This window comes from Sphingobium sufflavum (assembly GCF_021403115.1).
Taxonomy (GTDB): domain Bacteria; phylum Pseudomonadota; class Alphaproteobacteria; order Sphingomonadales; family Sphingomonadaceae; genus Sphingobium; species Sphingobium sufflavum.
The window spans coordinates 69,359-92,572 of the sequence record NZ_JAJSSH010000002.1; the positions used below are offsets into that span (position 1 = coordinate 69,359).

The 23,214-nt window shown below is 68.0% G+C and carries 23 protein-coding genes; 19 read left to right on the top strand and 4 right to left on the bottom strand.

All coding sequences use genetic code 11. The features are described 5' to 3' along the window. Window positions 1-17: 17 nt before the first annotated feature. The 9 genes from LWE61_RS03575 (at window position 18) to LWE61_RS03615 (ending at window position 8,499) form a co-directional block, all read left to right on the top strand. The gene (locus LWE61_RS03575; protein WP_234148664.1) at window positions 18-290 is read left to right on the top strand and encodes a flagellar biosynthetic protein FliQ; all 273 of its coding nucleotides are present in this window, start codon (window positions 18-20) and stop codon (window positions 288-290) included. Between the two features lie 19 nt (window positions 291-309). Then, window positions 310-1,092 carry a flagellar biosynthetic protein FliR gene (gene fliR / locus LWE61_RS03580; RefSeq protein WP_234148665.1) on the top strand — a complete coding sequence of 261 codons (783 nt, stop codon included), beginning with the start codon at window positions 310-312 and terminating at the stop codon, window positions 1,090-1,092. Between the two features lie 3 nt (window positions 1,093-1,095). Further along, window positions 1,096-2,232: an EscU/YscU/HrcU family type III secretion system export apparatus switch protein gene (locus tag LWE61_RS03585; protein ID WP_234148666.1), complete on the top strand. Its 1,137-nt coding sequence runs from the start codon at window positions 1,096-1,098 to the stop codon at window positions 2,230-2,232. A gap of 214 nt (window positions 2,233-2,446) precedes the next feature. Continuing rightward, window positions 2,447-2,899 carry a hypothetical protein gene (locus tag LWE61_RS03590; RefSeq protein WP_234148667.1) on the top strand — a complete coding sequence of 151 codons (453 nt, stop codon included), beginning with the start codon at window positions 2,447-2,449 and terminating at the stop codon, window positions 2,897-2,899. A gap of 292 nt (window positions 2,900-3,191) precedes the next feature. Next, window positions 3,192-4,589, top strand: coding sequence for a flagellar filament capping protein FliD (gene fliD / locus LWE61_RS03595; RefSeq protein WP_234148668.1), 1,398 nt, complete (start codon window positions 3,192-3,194; stop codon window positions 4,587-4,589). Between the two features lie 61 nt (window positions 4,590-4,650). Beyond that, window positions 4,651-5,040 carry a flagellar export chaperone FliS gene (locus tag LWE61_RS03600; RefSeq protein ID WP_234148669.1) on the top strand — a complete coding sequence of 130 codons (390 nt, stop codon included), beginning with the start codon at window positions 4,651-4,653 and terminating at the stop codon, window positions 5,038-5,040. A gap of 253 nt (window positions 5,041-5,293) precedes the next feature. Further along, window positions 5,294-6,037, top strand: a complete 744-nt coding sequence (gene ung / locus LWE61_RS03605) for a uracil-DNA glycosylase (protein ID WP_234148670.1) — start codon at window positions 5,294-5,296, stop codon at window positions 6,035-6,037. Window positions 6,038-6,050: 13 nt separating this feature from the next. Then, on the top strand, window positions 6,051-7,004 hold the full coding sequence (locus tag LWE61_RS03610; protein ID WP_234148671.1) for a DUF808 domain-containing protein: 954 nt from the start codon (window positions 6,051-6,053) through the stop codon (window positions 7,002-7,004). Between the two features lie 205 nt (window positions 7,005-7,209). Beyond that, window positions 7,210-8,499: an MFS transporter gene (locus LWE61_RS03615; RefSeq protein WP_234148672.1), complete on the top strand. Its 1,290-nt coding sequence runs from the start codon at window positions 7,210-7,212 to the stop codon at window positions 8,497-8,499. Window positions 8,500-8,705: 206 nt separating this feature from the next. On the opposite strand, the gene LWE61_RS03620 is transcribed toward LWE61_RS03615, so the two are convergent. Together LWE61_RS03620 and LWE61_RS03625 are read right to left on the bottom strand one after the other, a co-directional pair. Next, window positions 8,706-9,350, bottom strand: coding sequence for a hypothetical protein (locus tag LWE61_RS03620; protein WP_234148673.1), 645 nt, complete (start codon window positions 9,348-9,350; stop codon window positions 8,706-8,708). Window positions 9,351-9,492: 142 nt separating this feature from the next. Further along, window positions 9,493-9,666, bottom strand: coding sequence for a DUF1674 domain-containing protein (locus LWE61_RS03625; protein WP_234148674.1), 174 nt, complete (start codon window positions 9,664-9,666; stop codon window positions 9,493-9,495). 83 nt (window positions 9,667-9,749) lie between these two features. Here LWE61_RS03625 and LWE61_RS03630 point away from each other — a divergent pair, with 83 nt between their 5' ends. The 7 genes from LWE61_RS03630 to LWE61_RS03660 all read left to right on the top strand — a co-directional run bounded on the left by LWE61_RS03630 (window position 9,750) and on the right by LWE61_RS03660 (window position 19,334). Then, window positions 9,750-11,066 carry an RsmB/NOP family class I SAM-dependent RNA methyltransferase gene (locus LWE61_RS03630; protein WP_234148675.1) on the top strand — a complete coding sequence of 439 codons (1,317 nt, stop codon included), beginning with the start codon at window positions 9,750-9,752 and terminating at the stop codon, window positions 11,064-11,066. A gap of 116 nt (window positions 11,067-11,182) precedes the next feature. Next, on the top strand, window positions 11,183-11,842 hold the full coding sequence (gene rpe / locus LWE61_RS03635) for a ribulose-phosphate 3-epimerase (protein ID WP_234148676.1): 660 nt from the start codon (window positions 11,183-11,185) through the stop codon (window positions 11,840-11,842). Further along, window positions 11,839-13,599 carry a heparinase II/III family protein gene (locus LWE61_RS03640; protein WP_234148677.1) on the top strand — a complete coding sequence of 587 codons (1,761 nt, stop codon included), beginning with the start codon at window positions 11,839-11,841 and terminating at the stop codon, window positions 13,597-13,599. The genes rpe and LWE61_RS03640 overlap by 4 nt, the downstream gene beginning before the upstream one ends. A 102-nt stretch (window positions 13,600-13,701) precedes the next feature. Beyond that, a complete protein-coding gene (gene purH, locus LWE61_RS03645) occupies window positions 13,702-15,291 on the top strand; it encodes a bifunctional phosphoribosylaminoimidazolecarboxamide formyltransferase/IMP cyclohydrolase (protein WP_234148678.1) in 1,590 nt (529 codons plus the stop codon). A gap of 264 nt (window positions 15,292-15,555) precedes the next feature. Then, complete coding sequence (locus LWE61_RS03650) at window positions 15,556-17,073, top strand: NAD(P)/FAD-dependent oxidoreductase (RefSeq protein WP_234148679.1); 1,518 nt, start codon at window positions 15,556-15,558, stop codon at window positions 17,071-17,073. A gap of 4 nt (window positions 17,074-17,077) precedes the next feature. Next, a complete protein-coding gene (locus tag LWE61_RS03655; RefSeq protein WP_234148680.1) occupies window positions 17,078-17,497 on the top strand; it encodes a GtrA family protein in 420 nt (139 codons plus the stop codon). Between the two features lie 13 nt (window positions 17,498-17,510). After that, window positions 17,511-19,334, top strand: coding sequence for a hypothetical protein (locus tag LWE61_RS03660; protein WP_234148681.1), 1,824 nt, complete (start codon window positions 17,511-17,513; stop codon window positions 19,332-19,334). Here LWE61_RS03660 and msrB read toward each other — a convergent pair. Beyond that, a complete protein-coding gene (gene msrB, locus LWE61_RS03665; RefSeq protein ID WP_267961577.1) occupies window positions 19,321-19,809 on the bottom strand; it encodes a peptide-methionine (R)-S-oxide reductase MsrB in 489 nt (162 codons plus the stop codon). The two genes, LWE61_RS03660 and msrB, sit on opposite strands and share 14 nt — an antisense overlap. 94 nt (window positions 19,810-19,903) lie before the next feature. Here msrB and queG point away from each other — a divergent pair, with 94 nt between their 5' ends. Further along, window positions 19,904-20,968 carry a tRNA epoxyqueuosine(34) reductase QueG gene (gene queG, locus LWE61_RS03670; protein ID WP_234148682.1) on the top strand — a complete coding sequence of 355 codons (1,065 nt, stop codon included), beginning with the start codon at window positions 19,904-19,906 and terminating at the stop codon, window positions 20,966-20,968. Window positions 20,969-21,002: 34 nt separating this feature from the next. On the opposite strand, the gene LWE61_RS03675 is transcribed toward queG, so the two are convergent. Continuing rightward, on the bottom strand, window positions 21,003-21,410 hold the full coding sequence (locus LWE61_RS03675) for a hypothetical protein (protein WP_234148683.1): 408 nt from the start codon (window positions 21,408-21,410) through the stop codon (window positions 21,003-21,005). A 181-nt stretch (window positions 21,411-21,591) separates the two neighbouring features. Here LWE61_RS03675 and LWE61_RS03680 point away from each other — a divergent pair, with 181 nt between their 5' ends. Further along, the gene (locus LWE61_RS03680) at window positions 21,592-22,212 is read left to right on the top strand and encodes a CerR family C-terminal domain-containing protein (protein ID WP_234148684.1); all 621 of its coding nucleotides are present in this window, start codon (window positions 21,592-21,594) and stop codon (window positions 22,210-22,212) included. Further along, window positions 22,209-23,210, top strand: coding sequence for an HlyD family efflux transporter periplasmic adaptor subunit (locus LWE61_RS03685; protein WP_234148685.1), 1,002 nt, complete (start codon window positions 22,209-22,211; stop codon window positions 23,208-23,210). The genes LWE61_RS03680 and LWE61_RS03685 overlap by 4 nt, the downstream gene beginning before the upstream one ends. Window positions 23,211-23,214 lie beyond the last annotated feature (4 nt).

The following is a 23,214-nucleotide window of genomic DNA, read 5'->3' on the forward strand; positions in this document are numbered from 1 at the left end:
GGGAGAAGGCATAAGCCATGGAGAACGGCGATTATTTCATCGGCATCGCGCAACAGGCGCTGTGGATCGCGGCGCTGGCCACCGCGCCCATCCTGCTGCCCGCGCTGATTTCCGGCATCATCATCGGCATGATCCAGGCGGCGACGTCGATCAACGAGCCGACGGTGGCCTTTGTGCCCAAGCTGATGGTGGTGGGTGCCACGCTGGTCCTGTTCGGCGGGTCCATCCTGATGCTGATTGCCGATTTCATGCGCGAGATGTTCGAGCGCGTCCCCGACCTGCTGAACTAGGGGTCAGCGGACGATGGATATGATCGCACCGGGATTTGCAGGGGTCGAGAGCCAGCTATGGCTGTGGCTCGTCGCGATGATCCGTCCCGGCGCGGCCTTCATCGCCGCGCCCATATTCGGTGCGCCCGCCGTGCCGGTGCAGATCCGCCTGATCCTGAGCCTCGCCGTGGGCATGGCCGCGCTCAACAGCGTCACCGTCACCCTGCCCGTCGCGGGCGTCGTCTCCTTCGCCGGAATCGCGCTGGTCGGGGGTGAGGTGGTGTGCGGCCTGATGCTCGGCTTCACGCTCCAGATCGCCTATGCCGCCGCCTATATCGGCGGGGAGACGATCGCGGCCGCCATGGGGCTGGGCTTCGCCAATATGATGGACCCGCAGAGCGGCGCGTCCACCCCCGTCGTCGGCCAGTTCCTGTCGATCCTCGCCACCTTCATGATGCTGTCGCTCGACGGGCACCTGCTGCTGGTCCAGTTCGTCGTGGACAGCTATCGCGCGCTGCCCCCCGGTGGCGGCCTGATGCCCAACAGCGCGGTCCACGACCTCGTCTGGTTCGGCGGGTCGATGTTCGGTGCGGGCCTGACCATCGCGCTGCCGGTCGCCTTCTCCCTCATCATGGTGCAGGTGGTGATGGCAATGCTGGCGCGGTCCGCGCCCTCGCTCAACCTCTTCTCCGTCGGCCTGCCCGCGACGCTGAGCGCGGGCCTGATCCTGCTGTCCATCGCCGCGCCGGTGATGGCGGACGCGATTGGCGATGCGATTTCCAGCGGTCTCGACATGACCCAGACACTGGCCGGGGGACGCTGATCCATGGCTGAAACCGCCGGCGAAAAGTCCGAAAAACCGACAGCCAAGCGGCTGTCCGAAGCCGCCAAAAATGGTGACATCCTCCAGTCCAAAGACCTGGCGACCGCGATGGTCGTGATGGCCGGCATCGCCACGCTGGCGGTGATGGGGCCGGAATATGTGGGCGCCGTGCGCGACATGCTGCGCGAGGGGCTGCGCATCACGCCGGGCGAGATACAGAGCTTTGCACCGGGCAAGCGCGCCGCGCATCTGGCCGCGCTGGTGGTGATGCCGGTCGCCGCGATCCTGGCGACGACTTTCCTCGCCGCCGTCGCCGCGCCCGCGCTGCTCGGTTCGCTGGGCTTCCGGCCGGGCGCGTTCGCGTTCAAGGCCAGCAAGCTGAACCCCGGTGCGGGCCTGAAGCGCATATTCGGGCCGCAGGGGGTGATGGAGCTCATCAAGTCGGTGGCCAAGGTGGTGCTGCTGGGCGCCATCGGCTGGTGGCTGATGTGGGACCGGCTGGTCGAGATCCGGCAGATGGGCAAGTCCGGCATCGTCCCCGCCTTCGACGAGATCGGCAACATCTTCATCATGGTCTCGCTGGGGCTGGCGGGGGCGCTGTTCGTGGTCGCGGGCATCGACGTGCCCGCGCAGATCATGCAGCGCGCCAAGCGGCTGAACATGAGCAAGCAGGAAGTGAAGGACGAATATAAGGAAGCGGAAGGCAGCGGCGAGGCGAAGGGCGCGATGCGCCGCCGCGCGGCCGAGGTCGCATCCGGTTCCGTCCGCAAGGCGGTGAGCGAGGCGTCGGTGATCCTGACCAACCCGACCCATTTCGCGGTCGCGCTGCGCTATCGCCCCGGCGTCGATCAGGCGCCGGTGGTGCTGGCGCGCGGCGCCGACGAGATTGCGCGCATCATCCGCGAAAGCGCGGGCGAATTCAGCGTTCCCGTGCTGCAATATCCCGAACTGACCCGCGCCATCTACTTCACCAGCCGGGTCAACCATGTCATCGACGAGCGGCTGTTCCTGGCGGTCGCGACCATCCTGGCGTTCGTCTTCCGCATCGAGAATAATATGGCGACCCAGATGGACCGGCCGCATATCGACCTGCCGGAGGATGTCCGCTTCGACGCCGAAGGGCGCAAGACGCAGGGTTGAGGCGGGGGCGGTTGACGGGTGAGGCGGTGCCCCCGGCGATCATGGCCGGCGCGTAAGGGCGGGCATCCCCCCTCCATTCGACCATGGCGCAACGATCCCCGCGCCGGGCGGTGAAAGAGGGTGAATTAAAGATTATCTCCGTCTGTCCGTCCTTTGGTGATGGGGACGCCCTAGAAGGTGCGTCATGACAGACTATACTCATCGGAATCCGCCCGTGACCCCTGTCACCAGTGCGCCGGATCGCGTGCCCGCCGCATCGCGCATAATGCCGGTGGAGGCGGTGACGCCGCACGCCGACGCCCATCCCGCGCCCCGCCGCCTGCTGCCGTCCGTGCCCGACGCCGCGAGCGACCCCTCGCCCGACACGGACGCGCAGGCGCGCAGCCATGCGGACTATGCCAAGGTGCATGAGGAGATCGCCGCCATCGTCTCCAACCTGGCCACGCCATCCGCGCGCCAGGACCCCGGCGCGCTGAGCCAGGCGGAGAGCGCGATCGCGATGCTGATGCCGCAGCCGTCCATCGTGCTGCCGCTGCCGCCCGCCAGCGATGCGATGGTCGCCTTCGTCAACCAGGTGCGCCAGTCCATCGTGGCGCAGGCCGCCCGCACCCGCGCCGCCATGTCCAACGTCAGCGCCGCGACGGTGGATGCGGCGATGGCGGGGTAGGATGGAGCGGGGGGAGGAAGCGGCAACTTATGGTCGCTTCGGCCCCTCTGCACTCTGCCATGCTGGCCGGAGAAACCGGATCGGGCGAAGCGTGCGGGACGGTCGGGCGCGCGATCCGTGGCCGAGCGTCACCGCCGCGTCGTCCCCTCTTCCCCCACCGCTGTTGCTCGCGCGGTCCGTGCCGGGCCGCGTCCATCGCGCGGCCGCATGATTTTTTCGCCAATTTCCGAACGGCGCCCTTAAGCCGCGCGGACGGCGGTCGTTCTGGGTCTTGCAACAAGGAACGAGCGACATGGCCACTTCTTCGATCGACATTGCCAGCGCCCTCGGCATCGGCTCCGGCATCAACACCAAGCAGTTGGTGTCCGATCTGGTCGCGGCGTCGCGCGAACCGAAGGCCACCGCGCTCAATGGCCGGATCAGCACCAACAACGCCCGCATTTCCGCGCTGGCATCGGCCAAAAGCTCGCTGACGACCTTTTCCGGCGCGCTGACGGAGCTGTTGAAGTCGACCAGCTACAGCGGCCAGCCCGTTTCCGCCGATTCCACCATCGCATCGGTCAGCCTGATCGAGGGCGGCACGCCCAAGGGCCTGCCCGCGCAGCTCGTCGTCACGCAGCTCGCCACGGCGCAGGTGATGCAGTCCGACACGCTGAACGGCGCGACCGCCGCATCGACGGCGGGCACCGGCAAGATCACCATCTCGCCCAACGGCGGCACCGCGTTCGACGTGGAACTGACCAGCCCCAAGAACACGCTGGCCGACCTCGCCACGGCGATCAACGACAAGAATGGCGGCGTCACCGCCAGCATCGTGACCGACAGCACGGGTGCACGCCTGGTCCTGAAGGGCCAGACCGGCGCGACCAACAGCTTCACCGTCGCGGTCGATGCGGGCGCGGATGCGGAACTCCAGCGTTTCGGCGGCACCGCCGGCGCGCTGACGCAGAAGCAGGCCGCGGACAACGCCAAGATCAGCATCGACAATGTCGACATGGAATTCGCCACCAACGAAGTGACGACCGCCATCCCCTATCTGCGCATCGACCTGAACAAGGCCGCGCCGGGCACGACCGTCACGCTGGCCACCGACCAGCCGACCGCGACGATGACCGATCTGGTCGCGGAGTTCGTGTCGACCTACAACAGCCTGAAGACCGCGCTGAACACCTCCACCAAGTCGACCGATTCCAAGATTGGCCTGCTGTCGAGCGATCCGGGCGTGCGCGAGATGACCAAGCGCCTCGCCACGCTGACCAGCACGGAACTGACCGACACGGGCACCTATCGCACGCTCAGCTCCATCGGCATCGCGACCAACCGCGACGGCACGCTGACGCTGGACGAGGCCAAGCTGAAGAAGGCCTTTGCCGAAGACCCGGAAGCCATCACGCAGATGCTGAACCCGACCACGCCGTCGTCGACCAAGATCGGCATCGCGGGCGCGCTCAAGTCCGTCACCGATTATCTGAACGGCGCCGACGGCCCGCTCGCCAGCTCGACCGCGACGTACACCAAGTTGCAGGAAGCCCTGACCAAGCAGACCGAGAAGCTCGACGCCTCCATGGAGAATTATGAGGCGCAGCTCACCAAGACCTATTCGGCGATGCAGACCCAGCTGGCGTCGATCAAGGCCACGCAAAGCTATCTGGAACAGCAGATCGCCATCTGGAACGGCACCAACAACTGATCTGGACCAAGATCATTCGTCGGTAATTTTTTAAAGATCAAGAATACGGGGACCAAGGATTATGTTCGGAACGCAGGGATATGCCGCCGCCAGCCGCCGTTACGCCGCGATCGACGCGGGTGGCAAGATCGAGGGCGCGACGCCGCACCAGCTCGTGAAGATCCTGTTCGACGAGTTGCTGCTGGCGATCGAGTCCTCCGCCCTGTCGGCCGCCGCGGGCGACTCCGCCAAGGCGCGCGACAAGCAGGTGCGGGCGCTGATGCTGCTGCGCGCGCTCGACAGCAGTCTGGATTTCGACAAGGGCGGTGATGTCGCGCTGAGCCTGGGCGTCATCTATCGCGAAGTGCGCCAGCGCCTGCTGGTCGCGGTGCCGCAGAATGACGCGGAGCGCATCATGAGCGCCCATGCCGTGATCGCCGAAATCGCCGGAGCCTGGACCCAGATCGGCTGACGAGCCGGGCGGGGAGCGAACCCATCGCTGACGACTTGTTGCAGATTCCACGCCTGCCGGTCCGTTCCCCGCCATCGTCCCTGCCGCCCGACCCATCCACCGCACCGGCCCGTTCCCCCCGGCCTGTTCCGGTCTAGCCATTCCACGCTGGCCTGCTCTACCCAAGCCTCCTTGTTGCATTGGCGGCTTGCCTTCCTCCTCGCTCGTCCTTCCAGACTCTTGCCTCTCCCGCCATCGCCGCTATCGTCGCGGCATGGCAACAGAGGCAGCATCATCGACCCCGCCGCAACCCCGGCTCGAACCCGGCTGGCTCGCCGCGGTGGGCGGGGAGTTCGGCAAACCCTATATGGCCGAGCTGAAAGCCTGGCTGGTGGCGCAGAAGGCGGGCGGCGCGCGCATTTTCCCCAAGGGGGCCGACTGGTTCCGCGCGCTCGACCTGACCCCGCCGGACCGGGTGCGGGTGGTGATATTGGGGCAGGACCCCTATCATGGGCCGGGGCAGGCGCATGGCCTGTGCTTCAGCGTGCAGCCCGGCGTGCCGCCACCGCCCAGCCTCAAGAATATCTACAAGGAAATGAAGGCCGACCTGGGCATCGACCCGCCGCGCCATGGCTTTCTGGAGCATTGGGCGCGGCAGGGCGTGCTGCTGCTCAACACCGTGCTGACGGTGGAGATGGGGCAGGCGGCATCGCATCGCGGCAAGGGGTGGGAGCGGTTCACCGACGCGATCATCGCAGCGGTCAACGCGCAGGCGACGCCCACCGTCTTCATCCTGTGGGGCGCCCATGCCAAGACAAAGGCGGCGATGATCGACGACGTGGCCAAGGGCGGGCGGCACCTGATCCTGACCTCCGCCCATCCCTCGCCCCTGTCCGCCCATAATGGCTTTTTCGGCAGCGGACCTTTTTCCAGGGCCAATAAGTTCTTGCGCGATCAGGGGCTGGACCCCATCGACTGGGCGCTCCCGCCCCTGGACCCGGTTTCGGCCTCTCAATAGGATTTAGCGCCCCATGGCATCCGGCCTTGCTGCCCTGCTCGACGACGTCGCCGCCATCGCCAAGCTCGCCGCCGCATCGCTGGACGATGTGGGCGCGGCCGCCGGCAAGGCGGGGACGAAGGCGGCGGGCGTCGTCATCGACGATACCGCCGTTACCCCCGGCTATGTCTCCGGCCTCGCGCCCGAACGGGAATTGCCGATCATCTGGCGGATCGCGGTCGGATCGCTGAAGAACAAGATCCTGATCCTGCTGCCTGCGGCCCTGCTGCTCAGCGCCGTCCTGCCGTGGGCGATCACGCCGATCCTGATGCTGGGCGGCGCCTTCCTGTGCTTCGAGGGCGCGGAGAAGCTGGTCGAGGCCCTGTCCGGCGGCCATGCGCCGGGCGAGGATGCGGACCTGACCGGCGACCCCGCCCATATCGAGCAGGAGCGGATCAACGGCGCGATTCGCACCGACCTGATCCTGTCGGCCGAGATCATGGCGATCGCGCTGGGCGAGCTGGCCAACACGACCCTGCTCAACCAGGCGATCGCGCTGATCCTCGTCAGCATCGCGGTGACGGCGGGCGTGTATGGCGCGGTCGGCGTGATCGTGAAGATGGACGATGTCGGCCTGCATCTGGCGCGTGAGCGGACGGGGGCCATCGCCGCCTTTGGCCGGGGGCTGGTCAAGGCCATGCCCAAGGTGATGAGCTTCCTCTCCACCGTCGGCATGGCCGCGATGCTGTGGGTCGGCGGCGGCATCATCGTGCATGGGCTGGAGGAATTCCACCTCGATACCCTCCCGCACCTCGTCCATGGCGCGGCGGACGGCGTGGCGGGCGCGATCCCGGCGCTGCACGGGCTGGTCCACTGGCTGGTGACAGCGACCCTGTCCGGCATCGTCGGACTAGCGGTCGGTTTCGTGATCGTGTGGCTGTTGCACAGCGTGCTGCCGCTGGTGACGGGAAAGAAGGCGGCGCATTGAGGAGGGGAAACGAATAGTCGTCTCGCCGCCCGCAAGTGAAATGGGCGGGGTGTGGGCCTGTTACGGTTCAAGCTAGAGCTTTGGCTTGCGAACGGCGCCTGCCCACCGCCGACCCCTCCCGCCGACGGGAGGGGAGAGCAACACGAATCCAGCGGGAATAACCGCAGACGCCACCAGAACGAAAAGCAAGGGGATGGATATGACGATGACGGCAGAAACGGTCGCGCCGGGAGTATCGGACGCACCCGGCGCTCTGGCCGAATGGCGTCGCGGCTGGCCGGTCGTGCTGGCGGCGGGCATCGGCTATGGCACCGGCGGGGCGATGATCCTGCTGATGGCGGGCCTGTTCATCAAGCCGATGCGCGATGCGCTGGGCTGGTCGACCAGCGCGGTCGCCATCGCGCCCATCGTGTCGCTGGTGTGGGCGCTGTGCTATCCCTTCTCCGGCTGGGCCATCGACCGGATCGGCAGCCGTCGGGCGGGGATAGCGGGCGCGCTGGGGCTGGCGGTCTGCTTTGCCGCGCTGGGCCTGTTGCCGATCAGCCAGACGATGCTGTTCACCATGGCGGCGCTGCTGGGTGTGTTCGCCTCGCTGACCGCGGTGCCCACCTATACCCGTGCGGTTGCGAGCTGGTTTCGCCGCGGGGTCGGCCTCGCCTTTGGCATCACGCTGAGCGGATCGGCGCTCGTCACCATCTTTGCCACGCCCTTCACCGGCACGATGATCGCCCAGCATGGCTGGCGCGCGGGTTTCCTGACCATGGCGGGGATCACGCTGCTGATCGGCCTGCCCGTCATCCTGCTCTTTTATCGTGAACGGACGCAGGATGGGGCGGCGGGCGCTACGGCGGCGGGGGTAACGGCGGCCCCGGTCGCAGCCCCGATTTCCGGCGCGACCATCGGGGAGGCGCTGCGCGATGCGCGCTTCTGGCTCTATTTCTTCGCCTTTGCCATCGCCTGCGTGCCGCTGGGCGGGTTCGTCGGCCATCTCCAGCCGATGCTGGCGGACAAGGGCTTCCCGCTCGCCACCGCCCTGTCGCTGGGCGTGATGTATGCGCTGTCGATCAGCTTCGGCAAAGTGGTGGTCGGCATATTGCTCGACCGGCTGTGGTCGTTCGGGGTTGCGGCGGGGGTGACGATGCTGGCCGGGCTGGGCGCGGTGGGGCTGGCCAGCGCGGGGGCGGGCACGCCGTTGCCGCTGATCGCCGCCATGCTGTTCGTGATCGGCACGGGGCAGGGGGCGGAGGGCGATTTCGTCGCCTATTTCGCGCTGCGTTCGTTCGGTATGCGCGCCTTTGCCACCATCGTCGGCCTGCTGGGTATGATGAGCACGGTGGGCCTCGCCATCGGGGCCTTTCTGTTCAGCCAGATTTTCGACCGCACCGGCAGCTATGTGCTGGCCTGCGGCATCGGAGCCGGGTGCCTGCTGCTGTCGGGGGTGATGCTGGTCGCGACGGGCGTGGCGGACCGGCGGCGCGGTGCCGTGAGGGGGTGAGCGGGGTGTCGGGGTCTTCGGGATTCCGGCCTGTTTTCCCCTGTGGGGGTCGTGCCTCGGTCGTCGCCGCGCTGGCCATGACGTAGGGAGTGGGGGGACGCCCCTTTGACGTCACCCCGGACTCGATCCGGGGTGACGGGGTGGTCGATGACTACAAAGACCCGAAAACGGGCAACGCCGAAAGCGTCGCCCCGACCCGCCCGGCTTCAGATCGCGCTCAGCCGTTCCTTAATCATCTCGATGGTCGCGATTTCCCGCTGCATGTCGGCCAGCGAGATGCGTCGTTCGCTGTTCTTGCTGTCGCGGCACAGGAGGATGTCCGCCTCCGACGCCTGAAAGCCGGAGATAACGAGGAGGTGGAACTGGGCGATGCGCTGGATATGGTTTTCCAGCTCGGCTATCACCACCAGTCCCTGCTTGTCATGCCGGTCGCGCATCGACACCAGCGCGCGCAGTTCCGCCAGCAGGCGCGCCATGCCGGGCCGCATCCGCCCGCCGACCAGCCGCACGTCGCCCGCCGCCAGCCGCATCGCGGTCAGCTTGTCCATCGTCGTGCGTTCCAGGCTGCCCCAGCTGCACACCAGTGATCCGACCGCGCGGACGACTTCATCGTGCGAGGCAAGTGCGCCAGAGGGGGGGAGCGCGTGCCCCGGCCCGTCATGGGCGTCAATCGCCTCGACCGGCTCCAGATCGTCCAGCTCCAGACCGTCCGCCGCGTCGAACCCGACGATAGGCTCCGCCGTCAGGTCGAGGAAATCCTCGCCCGTCCTGTCCGGCGCCCGATCCGGCACATGGTCGGGCGATTCGTGCCCGGCGAGGGCATGCAGGGTTTTCGGTGCGGCGTGAGCCATGGCGCCCGTCCTTTTCATTATAAATCATCGTCCCGCCCGACGCCGCGCAGGGGCGGTCGGGGGAGGGGGAGGGGGATCATGGCCCCGGCGGCGGGAAATTGCACCCGGCCCGGTCGTAACGCCGGACCATTTCGCCGCAAAATCAGAAGTCTACGGCGACGCCCTTGCGTTCCCAGTCGCCAAAGCGGGTGGGGTTCAGGGTGCCGTCGGGATCATGGTCCGTGTCGCGGGCGACGTCCAGCGGCTCCGGCTCCGGCACTGGCGGAGACTTGGAGAGATAGGCCGGGGCCTTTACATGGTCTGGTCGCTTGCCCATGGGCATGATGTGGTGCGGAACACGCGCCCCGTCAATCGCCTAACCCGTATTTTCCAGCACCTTTTGATGACAGGCTCCCCGCCATGACCCCGGCCGATACCCCCGCTTCCCCGCCCGCCTCCCGCTATCCGGCGCGGGCGCCCGAACAGCCGGGCCTGCCCGCCCGCCGTGCGGCGCTGCGCCTGCTCGACGCGGTGATCCGGCGCGGGCAGCCGCTGGAGACGGCGCTGCATGGCGCGACGCAGGGGCTGGCCCCGTCCGACCGGGCGCTGGTCCACGCCATTGCGGCGGAGACGCTGCGCCGTATCCCGGACCTGGACGCGCTGATCGACGGGGCGACGCCGCGCCCCCTGCCGGAGGATGCGAAGGCGCGCATGGTGATCCGCATGGCGCTGACCCAGATGCTGGTGCTGGGCACGCCCCATCATGCGGCCATCGCGACCGCCCTGCCGCTGGTCGATGGCGGGCCGCGCAAGCTGGTGCATGGCGTGCTGGGCAATCTGGGTCGCGCCAATGTGGTGCTGCCCGACGCCATCACCCTGCCCGCCGAGGTGGAGGAGCGATGGAACGAGCAATGGGGCGTGGACATGTCGATTGCCGCCAGCGCCGCCATGGCGAGCCGCCCGCCGCTCGACCTGTCGTTCAGGGACGCGGCGGAGACGGACGCCTATGTGGAGACGCTGGGCGGGGTCAGCCTCGCCCCCGGCCATGTCCGCCTGCCCGCCGATCAGGATGTGACGGCCCTCGCCGGGTTCGACGCGGGGGCGTGGTGGGTGCAGGATCTCGCCGCCTCCATCCCCGCGCGCCTGCTGGGCGCGGGTGAGGGGCGGCACGTCCTCGACATCTGCGCCGCGCCGGGCGGCAAGACGATGCAACTGGCCGCCGCCGGATGGCGCGTCACCGCGCTGGACAAGTCGAAGGCGCGGCTGGCGCGGATGGAGAGCAACCTGGAGCGCACCGGCCTGTCCGCCGCGATCGAGGCGGGCGACGCGCTGAAATGGGAGCCGTCCGAGGGCGCCGACGCGGTGCTGCTCGACGCGCCCTGCTCCGCCACCGGCATATTCCGCCGCCATCCCGACGTGCTGCACCGGGTCGGCCCGCGGCAGGTGGCGGAGATGGCGGAGATACAGGCGGCGCTGCTGGCCCGCGCCGCCGACTGGATCGCGCCCGGTGGGCGGCTGGTCTATGCGACCTGCTCGCTGGAGCGGGCCGAGGGGGACGAGCAGATCGAGAGATTCCTCGACGTGCGGCCCGATTTCCGCTGCGTGGCCCCGGCGCCGGGCGTCCTGCCCGACGGCATCGCCGCCGCGCCGGAAGGCTGGGTGCGCACCACGCCCGCGACGCTGCAAGGCGCGGGCGGCGTGGACGGCTTCTTCATTGCGCTGCTGGAGCGGACATAAGCGGCTGGTATCCCGGCGATTGTCCGAAAATAGCGCGCATCGGGCGCATTTCATCCACAGTTTTGTCCATGCTGCGGTTGCGTGATGCAGGGGGGCTGGCTAAGGCCAGAGCTATCATGTCCGCAATCCGCATCGCTCCATCCATCCTGTCCGCCGACTTTGCCCGTCTGGGCGAGGAGGTGCGCGCCATCGACGAAGCCGGGGCCGACTGGATCCATGTCGACGTCATGGACGGCCATTTCGTGCCGAACATCACGATAGGCCCGATGGTGGTGAAGGCGTTGCGCCCGCACAGCGCCAAGCCGTTCGACGTCCATCTGATGATCTCCCCGGTCGACAGCTATCTGGAGGCGTTTGCGGAGGCGGGCGCGGACATCCTGACCGTCCACCCGGAGGCCGGGCCGCACACCCACCGCACCGTCCAGCGGATCAAGCAACTGGGCAAGCAGGCGGGCGTCGTCCTGAACCCCGGCACGCCGGCCAAGATGCTGGACTATCTCATCGAGGACGTCGATCTGGTGCTGGTGATGAGCGTCAACCCCGGTTTCGGCGGGCAGAGCTTCATCGAGAGCCAGTTGCGCAAGATCGAGGCGATCCGCAAGATGATCGACAAGACCGGCAAGGACATCCGGTTGCAGGTGGACGGCGGCATCGACCTGATCACCGCCCCGCGCGCCATTGCGGCGGGGGCGGACGTGCTGGTCGCGGGCACCGCGACCTTCAAGGGCGGGCCGAGCGCCTATGCCGACAATATCCGGAGGCTGCGCGAGGGATGAACAAACCCGTCCGGCGACAGAAACCCATCGCGGTGGACGATCCGTCCACCGATGGCATCGAACTGGGCAAGCGGCTGATCCGCCTGTCCGACGATCGTGGACTGTCGCTGGCGGAGAAGCTGGCCAACAGCTTCTATCGCATGACCTGGAGCACGCCGCTCCACGCGATGCGCCTCAAGGGCAAATATCCGCTCAAGCTGCTTGCCGTTCCCGATGACGAGATCATGGGCGACGCCCGCGCGGGCAAGGCGATGCGCGCCGGCCATTTCCTGTTCCGGGGGCTGAAACAGCCGATCGAGGACATGGATTATGCGCGGATCAACCAGCCCGCGGAATTCCAGGACTATATCCACAGTTTCAAATGGCTGCGCGACCTTGCCGTGGCGGGCACGCGCGACCAGCTGGCGCCGCTGGCCGAATATATCCTGCGCGGCTGGCTGGCCGCCCATGCTGAAACGCCCAGCGAACCGGCATGGCGCGCGGACAATGCGGCGTGGCGCATCCTGTTCTGGGCCAGCTATGCCCCGTTCATCCTGTCCAGCGGCGACCTGGTCTATCGCAGCCTCGTCCTGAACAGCATCGCGCGCGGCGCGCGGCATCTGGACCGCAGCGCGGACAAGGCACCCGCCGGTCTGGACCGCATCACCGCCTGGGCGGGCATCGTCGCCGCCGCCATCCTGCTGCCCGGTGGCGAGCCGCGCCGCATCTTTGGCGAGGCGGGGCTGAAGCGCGCGCTGGAGCATGGCATCTACGCCGACGGGGGCATCATCTCCCGTTCGCCGCTGGAACAGCTCGACACCATCATGCTGCTGGGCATGTTGCGCTCCACCTATGATGCGCGGCGTGAGGAAATGCCCGGCTTCATCAGCCAGACGCTGGAAAAGATGGTCGCGGCGCTGCTCGGCCTGGTCATGGGCGACGGCAGCATCGGGAGCTGGCAGGGGTCCGCCCCCATCGACCCTGAATATCTGCGCAGCGTCGTCCAGATGTCGCGCGTGCGCACTCGCCCGCTGCGGCAGGCGCGCGACTGGGGCTATCAGCGGCTGGTGGCCGGGCAGACGACCCTGATCGTCGACGCCGCCCCGCCGCCGGTCGCCCGCCTCTCCGCCGGGGGATGCGCCTCCACCTGCGCGCTGGAGCTGTCGGACGGCAAGAACCGCATCATCGTCAATTGCGGCGGTGCCGCCCTGTCCGGCGCGATGATCCCGCAGGATCTGGCGCGCGGCCTGCGCACCAGCGCGGCGCACAGCACGCTGGTGCTGGCGGACGCCAATTCGACCGCGATCATGCCCGATGGCGCGCTGGGCAAGGGCGTGCAGGAGGTCGAGCTGGACCGGCAGGAAGTGGCGCAGGGCAGCCGCCTCGAAATCGCGCATGACGGCTATGTCCGGCGGCTGGGCTTCACCCATCGCCGCCTGCTGCTGCTCAGCCAGGATGGCCGGGAATTGCGCGGCGAGGACATGCTGCTGCCCGCACAGCGCCGCAAGAAGCCGAACGCGGCCGACTATGCGATCCGATTCCACCTCGGCCTCGATGTCGAACCGACGCTGACGGCGGACCGGCAGGGTGCGGTGCTGCGCCTGATGGGCGACAGCAGCCTGTGGCAGTTCCGGGTGAGCGAAGGCACGCTGGAGATCGAGGAAAGCTGCTGGGTCGATGGCGCGGGCCGCCCGCACAGCAGCCAGCAACTGGTCGTGACCGGCACGGCGACATCCGGCGGGGCGAGCGTCGGCTGGCTGTTCAAGCGGTCGGGCTGACCGGCCGGACGCGCGCGACGATCATCTGCGGACTCGGAAATCGCGATCAAAATAGATAGAGGGCCGGGGAATCGGCGCTCAGGGAAGTTTAAGGAAAATCATATGGCGGATGTGGTCATTCGTCGGGCACTGCTTTCGGTGTCCGACAAAACGGGTATCGTGGAACTGGCGGGCGCACTGGCGCAGCGCGGCGTGGAGCTGGTCTCCACCGGCGGCACGGCCAAGGCGCTGCGCGATGCGGGCCTGCCGGTGAAGGATATTTCGGAGATCACCGGCTTTCCCGAAATGATGGACGGCCGCGTCAAGACGCTGCACCCCGTGGTGCATGGCGGCCTGCTGGCGGTGCGCGACAATGACGCGCATGTCGCCTCCATGGTCGAGCATGGCATCGGCGCGATCGACCTGGTCGCCGTCAACCTCTACCCCTTCGCCGCCACCGTGGCCAAGGGCGCGGACCGGGACGAGATCATCGAGAATATCGACATCGGCGGCCCTTCCATGGTCCGTTCGGCGGCCAAGAATCATGACAGCGTCGCCATTCTGACCGACCCCGCCGACTATGCGCGCGTGGTCGAGGAGATGGACGCGAACGGCAACACGACGACCCTGCCGTTCCGCCGCCTGCTCGCCGCGAAAGCCTATGCCGCGACCGCCGAATATGACGGCATGATCGCCAACTGGTTCGCGACGGTGGATCAGGGGCAGAAATTCCCCGCCACCCAGCATCTGACCCGCAAGCTGGTGACGACGCTGCGCTATGGCGAGAATCCGCATCAGGATGCGGCGCTCTATGTGCCCTCCGGCCCACATGTCATCGGCATCGGCCAGGCGACGCAGGTGCAGGGCAAGGAACTGTCCTACAACAACCTCAACGACGCCAATGCCGCGCTGGAACTGGTCGCGGAGTTCCGCGATGGCCCGCCGACCGTGGTGATCGTCAAGCACGCCAATCCGTGCGGCGTGGCGACCGGCGCGACGCTGGCCGAGGCGTTCAAGAATGCGCTGGAGTGCGACAGCGTGTCGGCGTTCGGCGGCATCATCGCCGTGAACCGCCCGATCGACGGCCCGACGGCGGAGGCGATCAGCGCGATCTTTACAGAGGTCGTCGCCGCCCCCGACGCGGATGACGCGGCCAGGGCGGTGTTCGCCAAGAAGAAGAACCTGCGCCTGCTGCTGACCGGCGACCTGCCCGATCCGGCGCGCGGTGGCCAGACGCTGGCCCTGATCGCGGGTGGTATCCTCGTGCAGGACCGCGACAATGGCCGGGTGGCGCGCGACGACCTCAAGGTCGTGACGAAGCGCGCGCCAACGGAGCAGGAACTGAACGACGCCCTGTTCGCCTGGACCATCGCCAAGCATGTGAAGTCCAACGCCATCGTCTATGCCAAGGACGGGGTGACGGCGGGTATCGGCGCGGGCCAGATGAACCGCCGCGACTCCAGCCGCATCGCCGCGGCAAAGGCGAAGGAAGCCGCCGAAACCTATGGCTGGGCCGAGGCCCGCACGGTGGGCAGCGCGGTCGCCTCCGACGCCTTCTTCCCCTTCGCCGACGGCCTGTTAGCAGCGGCCGAGGCGGGCGCGACGGCGGTGATCCAGCCGGGCGGTTCCATCCGCGATGAGGATGTGATCGCGGCGGCGGACGAGGCCGGGCTGGCGATGGTGTTCACCGGGATGCGTCACTTCCGGCATTGAGTTTGCGGGTCACGGTATCGACATCATCCCGGATCGGATCCGGGATGATGTCCACCTTTCCGGTCGCTGCCGGGATGCCTTGCCCTGTTCAGGACGGAAACAGGTTGGGTTCGGGATCAAGTCCGGGGTGACGACCTGTTGAGATCGGAATGATCGCGCCGCAGGCGACGTCAGATGTCCCCTCCCCGCAACCCTTCGTTAACCACATCTTAGAGGATTTCGGTCACTTCGTTTCGGGAGAATTTCCGTTCGAGGGACACGAACATGACCGCCACCGATCACAGCACCGACGTCGCCATCATCGGCGCTGGCCCTGCTGGCCTCACGGCCGCCTATCTGCTCACGAAAAAGGGCTATACCGTCACGGTGATCGAGAAAGACCCGCAGTATGTGGGCGGGATCAGCCGCACGGTGGAGCATGAAGGCTTCCGCTTCGACATCGGCGGTCACCGATTCTTTTCGAAGGCGAAGGAGGTCGTCGACCTCTGGAACGAAATTTTGCCCGACGATTTCATCCAGCGTCCCCGGATGAGCCGCATCTATTATGAGGGCAAATTCTACAGCTATCCGCTGCGCGCGTTCGAGGCGCTGTGGAACCTCGGCATCCTGCGCTCCACCTTGTGCATGGCGAGCTTTGCCAAGGCGCAGATTTTCCCCAAGAAGGACGTGCGGAGCTTTCAGGACTGGACCGTCAACCAGTTCGGGCACAAGCTGTTCTCCATCTTCTTCAAGACCTACACCGAAAAGGTATGGGGTATGCCGTGCGACGAAATGTCGGCGGACTGGGCGGCGCAGCGCATCAAGGGCCTGAGCCTCGGCGGCGCAGTGCTCGACGGGCTGAAGCGCAGCCTCGGCCTCAACAAGAAGCCCAACAACGGCATGCAGACCAAGACGCTGCTGGAGACGTTCCGCTATCCGCGCCTCGGCCCCGGCATGATGTGGGAGGCGGCGCGCGACAAGATCATCGCGGGCGGCAACCGCATCCTGATGGGCCAGAGCCTCAAGCAACTGGCGCAGGATCAGGTGACGGGCCGCTGGCGCATGGTGGCGACGGCGAAGGACGGCACGGAGGCGGTCATCAACGCCGCCCATGTCATCTCCTCCGCGCCGATGCGCGAACTGGCAGGCCGCATTCATCCGATGCCGGCGACGCTCAGCGAGGCGCTCGACCTGAAATATCGCGACTTCCTGACCGTGGCGCTGATGATAAAGTCGGAGGATCTGTTCCCCGACAACTGGATCTATATCCACGACAGCAAGGTGAAGGTCGGCCGTATCCAGAATTTCCGCAGCTGGTCGCCCGAAATGGTGCCGGATCAGGATATTGCCTGCGTCGGCCTCGAATATTTCTGTTTCGAGGGTGACGGCCTGTGGTCCGCGACCGATGCGGATCTGGTCGAGCTGGCCAAGAAGGAAATGGCGATCCTGGGCCTGTGTAAGGCCGACCAGGTGGTCGGCGGCGCGGTGGTTCGGCAGGAGAAGGCCTATCCGGTCTATGACGACAGCTATGCCGAGAATGTGAAGCTGATGCGCGAGGAGCTGGAAGCGAAATATCCGACGCTCCACCTCGTCGGGCGCAACGGCATGCACCGCTATAATAATCAGGATCATGCCATGATGACGGCGATGCTGACCGTCCGCAATATCGAGGCGGGCACGCGCGTCTATGACATCTGGGGCGTCAATGAAGACGCCGAATATCATGAGTCGGGCGACGAGGGGGAGCGCGCGGCGCTCGCCAGCGAACGGCTGGTCCCCGGCCGCATCGGACGCGCGGCCTGACGCCATGCTGGCGCGTTCGCTCGCCCGGATCGAGGCCTTGCTGGCCGGCCGCACCTATGGCCGCTATGTGATCGCCAGCGCGGTGTCGCTGGGCGTGGACATGGCGCTGTTCCTGCTGTTGCTTCATCTGGGCGTGCCCGCGATGGGCGCGTCGGCGCTGGGCTATGCCATGGGCATAGTGGCGCACTGGCTGCTCTCGACCCGTTTCGTCTTCGATGACGGCATGGCGAGTAGCGGCGGGCAGCGGGCGCGGCAGAAGGGGCTGTTCGTCGGGACGGCGATCATTGGCCTCAGCCTCACCACATTGATAGTCGGGGGAGCGGACGGGATGGGGCTGGACCCGCGTCTGGCCAAGGTGGCGGCGATCATCATCAGTTTTCAGGCGACCTATTTCGCGCGCCGCATCACCATTTTCCGCGCATGACGGGCTTTCGCGCATGAGCGGGCCGCAACCGGCGCGCGGCGCCGCCCTGCGCGACCTGGAGCCGCGCTGGTCCTGGGCCATCGTCCTGCTGCTGTGGCTGGCCTGTTCGGCGGTGCTGCTGTGGGTGGACCGCACGCATATCCTGCGGATGAGCTTCAACGACCCGGACGACGCGCTGCGCCTTGTCGAGGTTCGCGACTGGATGGCGGGGCAGAGCTGGCAGGACGTCACCCAATATCGCAGCCAGCCGCCCGCGGGCGCGCCGATGCACTGGAGCCGCCTGGTCGACCTGCCCATCGCGGGGCTGACCCTGCTGGGTTCCTGGTTCCTGCCGCTCGCGGATGCGGAGCGGGTGGCCATCGTCGCCGTTCCTCTGCTGACCCTGCTGCTGCTGAGCGGCCTGCTCCATGCGCTGGCCCATGCGGTGTCGGGCAAGCGGTTGGTCGGTGTCCTCTCCGTCGCGATGCTGACCCTGTCGATCGGCGTGCTGGTGCAGTTCCGGCCGAACCGGATCGACCATCATGGCTGGCAGATCACGCTGGGCACGCTGGCCGTGCTGTTGCTGGTGCAGGCGGTGCAGGGCCGGAAATATCGCGCGGTGCTGGCCGGGATCGTGGCGGCGCTGGCGCTGGAGGTGGCGATCGAATCGCTGCCGCTGACGGTCGCCATCGGCGCGGCGTTCGGCGTCCTGCACCTGTGGAGCGGGCGCATGGGCGGCCCGTTGCGCAGCTATCTCGTCACGCTGGCCATCGGTGCGGCGCTGCTGCCGCTGGTCATGCTGGGCTGGCCCGCCGCCGCTGTCCCGTGGTGCGATGCGCTGTCGCCTGCCTATCTGTGGCCGGTCGCGACGGCGGCGATCCTGCTGTCCGTGCTGCTGCCGCTGGTGCCGCAGCATCGCTTGCCCCAGCGCCTCGCCACGCTGGCGGTGGCGGGTGCGGGTGCGGCGCTGGCCTATCGCCTTGCCGCGCCACAATGCGCGGCCGGACCGTTCGCGACGCTGGACCCGCTGGTCTATCGCCTCTGGTATCGCAGCGTGATGGAGGGGCTGCCGATCTGGAGCCAGTCGCCGGACGTGTGGATCATGGTCGCGCCGCCATCGCTGCTGGGACTGGCCGCCGGGTTGTGGGCCGCCGCCCGCGCCGATGCGGACCGCCGTCCGTTGTGGATCGTGATGCTGGTTGTGCAGGCGGTGACATTTCTGGTGTCGATGCTGGTGATGCGCGCCATGGGGCTGGCCCATCTGATGGCGCTGCCCGCCAGTGCCTGGCTGTTCCTGCGCCTGTTCCGGGCCGCGCGGGGCCTGTCCACGCCGCTGGGCCGGATCGCGGCGAGCGTGCTGTGCGTCGTCGCCACGCCCATCGGCGTGCAGACCGTGCTGATCGCGGTGTTGCCCACCGTGCCGGACGATGCGACGTCGGACATGGCGAACCCGCGCCGCGCCCGCTGCCTCACCCCCGCCACCCTGCACGGGCTGTCCGCGTTGCCGCGCGCGACCCTGTTCGCGCCGCTGGACATCGGCGCGCACCTGCTGGTCTATACGCCCCATTCCATCATCGCGACCGGCCATCATCGGGCGCGGGCGGGGATGAAGACGGTCATCACCGCCTTCACCGCGACGCCGGACCGGGCGCGCGCCCTCATCATGGCGACGCCCGCCAGCTATGTGGTGCTGTGCCCGCGCGAGAATGAGGTGCTGAAATATGCGCGGCTCTATCCCACCTCGATCGACGCCGCGCTGCTCAAGGGGCGGTTGCCCGACTGGCTCCAGCCCGTGCCGATGCGCCTTGGCGAGCCGATCCGCGTCTATCGCATCCTGCGGCCCGTCACGCCGCCGTAAAGCGCAGCGCGACCCCGTTCATGCAATAGCGTTTGCCGGTCGGGCGCGGGCCATCGTCGAACACATGGCCCAGATGCCCGCCGCATCGCGCGCAATGCACCTCCGTCCGTTCATAGCCGATGTCATTGTCCGTGCTGGTGCCGACCGCGCGCGGCAGCGGTTGCCAGAAGCTGGGCCAGCCGGTGCCGCTGTCGAACTTGGTCTTTGACGAGAATAATTTTTGCTCGCACCCGGCGCAGGCAAAGACACCCGCGCGATGCTCCTTGTTCAGGGGCGAACTGAACGGCGCCTCGGTGCCCTGTCGCCGCAGCACAGTATATTGGCCGGAGGTCAGCTTTTTCCGCCACTCCGCATCGGGCAGCGTGACCGGAAATCCGGCGGCCTCCGCCGCGTCGCCGGGCCAGCCCGCGCCGAAATAGACCGCCGCGCCGACCAGCAAGGATCCCCCCAGGAAATGGCGGCGGCTGATCTGCATGGCTCTTCTCCTGGATGGCGTCCTGCCAATCTAGGGACGATGGGGCCTTTGCGCCAGTGGCGCTCGGCGATCACAGGCTTTACGGGGGACGAACGTGACCGCTCCTCCCCCCCTCGACGCCGCACGGGCCGACGCCTTTGCCGATGCGCTGAAAGCCGAAGCGATCCGGCTGGGCTTTGCGGACTGCCGCATCACCTCCGCCGATGCGATCCCGGACGCAGGCGAGCGGCTGCGCGACTGGCTGGCGGCGGGCCATCATGGCGAGATGGGCTGGATGGAGGCCCGCGCCGATGAGCGCGCCTCGCCACGGGGGCTGTGGGGGGATGTGCGCAGCGTCATCATGCTGGGCATGGCCTATACCCCCGGCCATGACCCGCTGGCGCTGGCGGATGTGCCCGACCGGGGCCGCATATCCGTCTATGCGCAGGGGCAGGATTATCATGACATCGTCAAGAAGGCGCTGAAGGCGCTGGCCCGCTGGATGGTCGAACAGGCGCCCTGTGCGCTGAAGGTGTTCGTGGACACCGCCCCGGTCATGGAAAAGCCGCTGGCGGCGGCGGCGGGCCTCGGCTGGCAGGGCAAGCATAGCAATATGGTCAGTCGGGGGGAGGGGAGCTGGCTGTTCCTCGGCTCCATCTACACCACGCTCGACCTGCCGCCGGATGCGCCGGGGCGCGATAGCTGCGGCTCGTGCGACGCCTGCCAGCGGGCCTGCCCCACCGACGCCTTTCCCGCGCCCTATCGGCTGGATGCGCGGCGCTGCGTCTCCTACCTCACCATCGAGCATAAGGGGCCGATCCCGGAGGATCTGCGCCCCGGCATCGGCAACCGCATCTATGGCTGCGACGATTGCCTGGCGGTGTGCCCGTGGAACAAGTTCGCGGAACAGGCGCGCGCGCACCGGGCCTTCCTGCCCCGCGCGGAACTGGTTGCGCCGCGCCTCGGCGACCTGCTCAACCTGGACGATGCTGGTTTTCGGGAGATGTTCGCGGGGTCGCCGATCAAGCGCATCGGCCGCAACCGCATGGTCCGCAATGCGGCCATCGCGGCGGGCAACAGCGGGGATGGCGGCTTCCGGCCCGCGCTGGAGGCGCTGCTGGCGGATGAAGACCCGGTGGTCGTGGATGCGGCGGGGTGGGCGTTGGGGCGGCTGGGGTGACGCCGCAGGGCGCCTGCACGCTGCCCCTATTCGCCTATTTCCCCTCGCGCAGTGTCTTGGCGCAGGCGCTGCTGTCCACCGCCGCGCCGGTCAGGCTGCGCGCCTCCACATAGGTCGTCACCGGCTCGCGATTCTGGCCGGGCGGATAGAGATAGGCGTCCAGCACGCACCGCTGGTTGGAAAATTGCAGCTTGCGCGCGGACGGATCGCGGATGTCGAGGCGCGGCTTGCCGAACTGGCGTTGCAGCGCGCGGGCGTCGACGCCGATCAGGTCGGTGGTGCCGGGCCGGGTCGCCGGGGTGAAGCCGACGGCCGGCGGCGGCACGGTGCCTCCCCCGCCCGTGCACGCGCCGAGCAGCAGGACGGACAGCAGCAGGACCGGGTGGGACAGCAACAGGATTGGCGGCCGACCGGCCGGCCGGGCAGGATAGAGGGCACGCATCACAAATTCTCCGTCACGCCAGCGTCGCATCCCAGCGTCGCATCGTCGCGGCATGGCATAGCCTGCGCCCCGGCCCGCGCAAGGGGTGGCGGCAGGGCGCAGCGCCGGTTGCGGGGAAGCGCACTCCTTTCGCGCCGTAAACGATCTTGACGAAATTCGTTCGATCGAACAAGAGGTGGGCATGACCTATGCGCGCCTTCTCGAAACCGCCACGGAACATTTCGGACGCAAGGGGTATGAGGGGGCGAGCACGCGGGAGATTGCGGCGGCGTCCGGCACGGCCATGTCGTCCATCACCTATCATTTCGGCGGCAAGGAGGGGCTGTACCTCGCCGTTGCCGACCATATCGCCGTCCAGATCAGCCAGCGCCAGTCGGCGGCGCTGGACGCCGCATGGGAGCGTGCGATCATCACGCCCGCCGACGCGATCAGCGCGTTGCAGGACATGGTGGAGTCGTTCGCGCGGATGCTGCTGGCCCCCGACTCGGCGGCATGGGCCAACTTCATCGTGCGGGAGCAGCAGGAGCCGACAGCGGCCTTCGAACGGCTCTATGACGGCGCGATGCATGATCTGGTCGAGATGCTGGTGCGCCTGATCGGGGTCGCACGCCCCGACCTCGACGACCGCGCCGCGCGGATGACCAGTATCTTCCTTTATGGTCAGGCGGTGATCCTGCGCATCGGTTTCGCCTCCGTTTGCCGGACGCTGGGCGTCGATTCGCTGGACGGCGGGACACAGGCCGCGCTGTTGGCCCGGCTCCGCGCCACAACCCTTTGCCTCCTGTCGGAGAAGTCCGCATGAACCGCCGCCTGCTGATCGTCGTCGCCGTCGCCCTGCTCCTCCTCGCGGCCCTGCTCACGCGGGGTTTCGGCCTGTTCGGGGGCAAGGGCGACGCGAACCTGACCCTTTATGGCAATGTGGACGTGCGGGAGGTGGCCATGGCGTTCCGCGTGCCCGGCCGCATCGCGGACATCGCGGTGGAGGAGGGGCAGCGGGTGCGCCGGGGCCAGCCGCTCGCGATCCTCGACACCGCCAGCCTGGACGCGCGCGATGGCGAGGCGGCGGCCCGCGTGGCGCAGGCGCGCGCCGAATATGCCAAGCTCCAGAACGGCAGTCGCAGCCAGGACGTGGGGCAGGCCCGTGCCCGCGTCGCGGCGGCGGAGGCGGGGCTGGCCGCGGCGGCGCAGGCCTATGACCGCCGCCAGCCGCTCCTCGCCCCCGGCGCGATCAGCCGCGAGGTCTGGACCCAGACCGTGGCGGAGCGGGACCGGGCGACGGCGGCTCTGGCGGAGGCGCGGCAGGCGCTGTCGCTGACGCAGGCGGGCGCGCGTGCCGAGGATGTGGCCGCCGCCCGCGCCGCACTGGCGGCGGCGGAGGCGAGCGCGAAGAGCGTGACCACCGACCGGGGCGACGCTCGGCTGCTGGCGGCGGTGGCGGGAACGGTCGTCACCCGCGCGCGCGAACCGGGAGCGATCGTGGCGGCGGGGGAGACGGTGCTGACCCTCTCCATCGACCGGCCGCTGCGCGTGCGCGCCTATGTCGCAGAGCCGCAACTGGCCCGCATATCGCCGGGCATGGCGGTGGTGGTGACGGCGGACGGCAATGCGCGGCGATACCATGGCACCATCGGCTTCATCTCGCCCAAGGCGGAGTTCACGCCCAAGACGGTGGAGACGCAGGATCTGCGCACCGACCTCGTCTATCGCCTGCGCATCATCGTCACCGACCCGGACGACGCGCTGCGGCAGGGACAGCCGGTGACGGTGGCCGTGCCCGACGCCCGCCCGGCGGCGGACTGAGGGA

What these genes read in the sequence shown, in the direction of transcription:
- LWE61_RS03575 (WP_234148664.1), top strand. Translation starts at nt 18, where the DNA reads ATGGAGAACGGCGATTATTTCATCGGCATCGCGCAACAGGCGCTGTGG.
- fliR (WP_234148665.1), top strand. Translation starts at nt 310, where the DNA reads ATGATCGCACCGGGATTTGCAGGGGTCGAGAGCCAGCTATGGCTGTGG.
- LWE61_RS03585 (WP_234148666.1), top strand. Translation starts at nt 1,096, where the DNA reads ATGGCTGAAACCGCCGGCGAAAAGTCCGAAAAACCGACAGCCAAGCGG.
- fliD (WP_234148668.1), top strand. Translation starts at nt 3,192, where the DNA reads ATGGCCACTTCTTCGATCGACATTGCCAGCGCCCTCGGCATCGGCTCC.
- LWE61_RS03600 (WP_234148669.1), top strand. Translation starts at nt 4,651, where the DNA reads ATGTTCGGAACGCAGGGATATGCCGCCGCCAGCCGCCGTTACGCCGCG.
- ung (WP_234148670.1), top strand. Translation starts at nt 5,294, where the DNA reads ATGGCAACAGAGGCAGCATCATCGACCCCGCCGCAACCCCGGCTCGAA.
- LWE61_RS03610 (WP_234148671.1), top strand. Translation starts at nt 6,051, where the DNA reads ATGGCATCCGGCCTTGCTGCCCTGCTCGACGACGTCGCCGCCATCGCC.
- LWE61_RS03615 (WP_234148672.1), top strand. Translation starts at nt 7,210, where the DNA reads ATGACGGCAGAAACGGTCGCGCCGGGAGTATCGGACGCACCCGGCGCT.
- LWE61_RS03620 (WP_234148673.1), bottom strand. Translation starts at nt 9,350, where the DNA reads ATGGCTCACGCCGCACCGAAAACCCTGCATGCCCTCGCCGGGCACGAA.
- LWE61_RS03625 (WP_234148674.1), bottom strand. Translation starts at nt 9,666, where the DNA reads ATGGGCAAGCGACCAGACCATGTAAAGGCCCCGGCCTATCTCTCCAAG.
- LWE61_RS03630 (WP_234148675.1), top strand. Translation starts at nt 9,750, where the DNA reads ATGACCCCGGCCGATACCCCCGCTTCCCCGCCCGCCTCCCGCTATCCG.
- rpe (WP_234148676.1), top strand. Translation starts at nt 11,183, where the DNA reads ATGTCCGCAATCCGCATCGCTCCATCCATCCTGTCCGCCGACTTTGCC.
- LWE61_RS03640 (WP_234148677.1), top strand. Translation starts at nt 11,839, where the DNA reads ATGAACAAACCCGTCCGGCGACAGAAACCCATCGCGGTGGACGATCCG.
- purH (WP_234148678.1), top strand. Translation starts at nt 13,702, where the DNA reads ATGGCGGATGTGGTCATTCGTCGGGCACTGCTTTCGGTGTCCGACAAA.
- LWE61_RS03650 (WP_234148679.1), top strand. Translation starts at nt 15,556, where the DNA reads ATGACCGCCACCGATCACAGCACCGACGTCGCCATCATCGGCGCTGGC.
- LWE61_RS03655 (WP_234148680.1), top strand. Translation starts at nt 17,078, where the DNA reads ATGCTGGCGCGTTCGCTCGCCCGGATCGAGGCCTTGCTGGCCGGCCGC.
- LWE61_RS03660 (WP_234148681.1), top strand. Translation starts at nt 17,511, where the DNA reads ATGAGCGGGCCGCAACCGGCGCGCGGCGCCGCCCTGCGCGACCTGGAG.
- msrB (WP_267961577.1), bottom strand. Translation starts at nt 19,809, where the DNA reads ATGCAGATCAGCCGCCGCCATTTCCTGGGGGGATCCTTGCTGGTCGGC.
- LWE61_RS03675 (WP_234148683.1), bottom strand. Translation starts at nt 21,410, where the DNA reads ATGCGTGCCCTCTATCCTGCCCGGCCGGCCGGTCGGCCGCCAATCCTG.
- LWE61_RS03680 (WP_234148684.1), top strand. Translation starts at nt 21,592, where the DNA reads ATGACCTATGCGCGCCTTCTCGAAACCGCCACGGAACATTTCGGACGC.
- LWE61_RS03685 (WP_234148685.1), top strand. Translation starts at nt 22,209, where the DNA reads ATGAACCGCCGCCTGCTGATCGTCGTCGCCGTCGCCCTGCTCCTCCTC.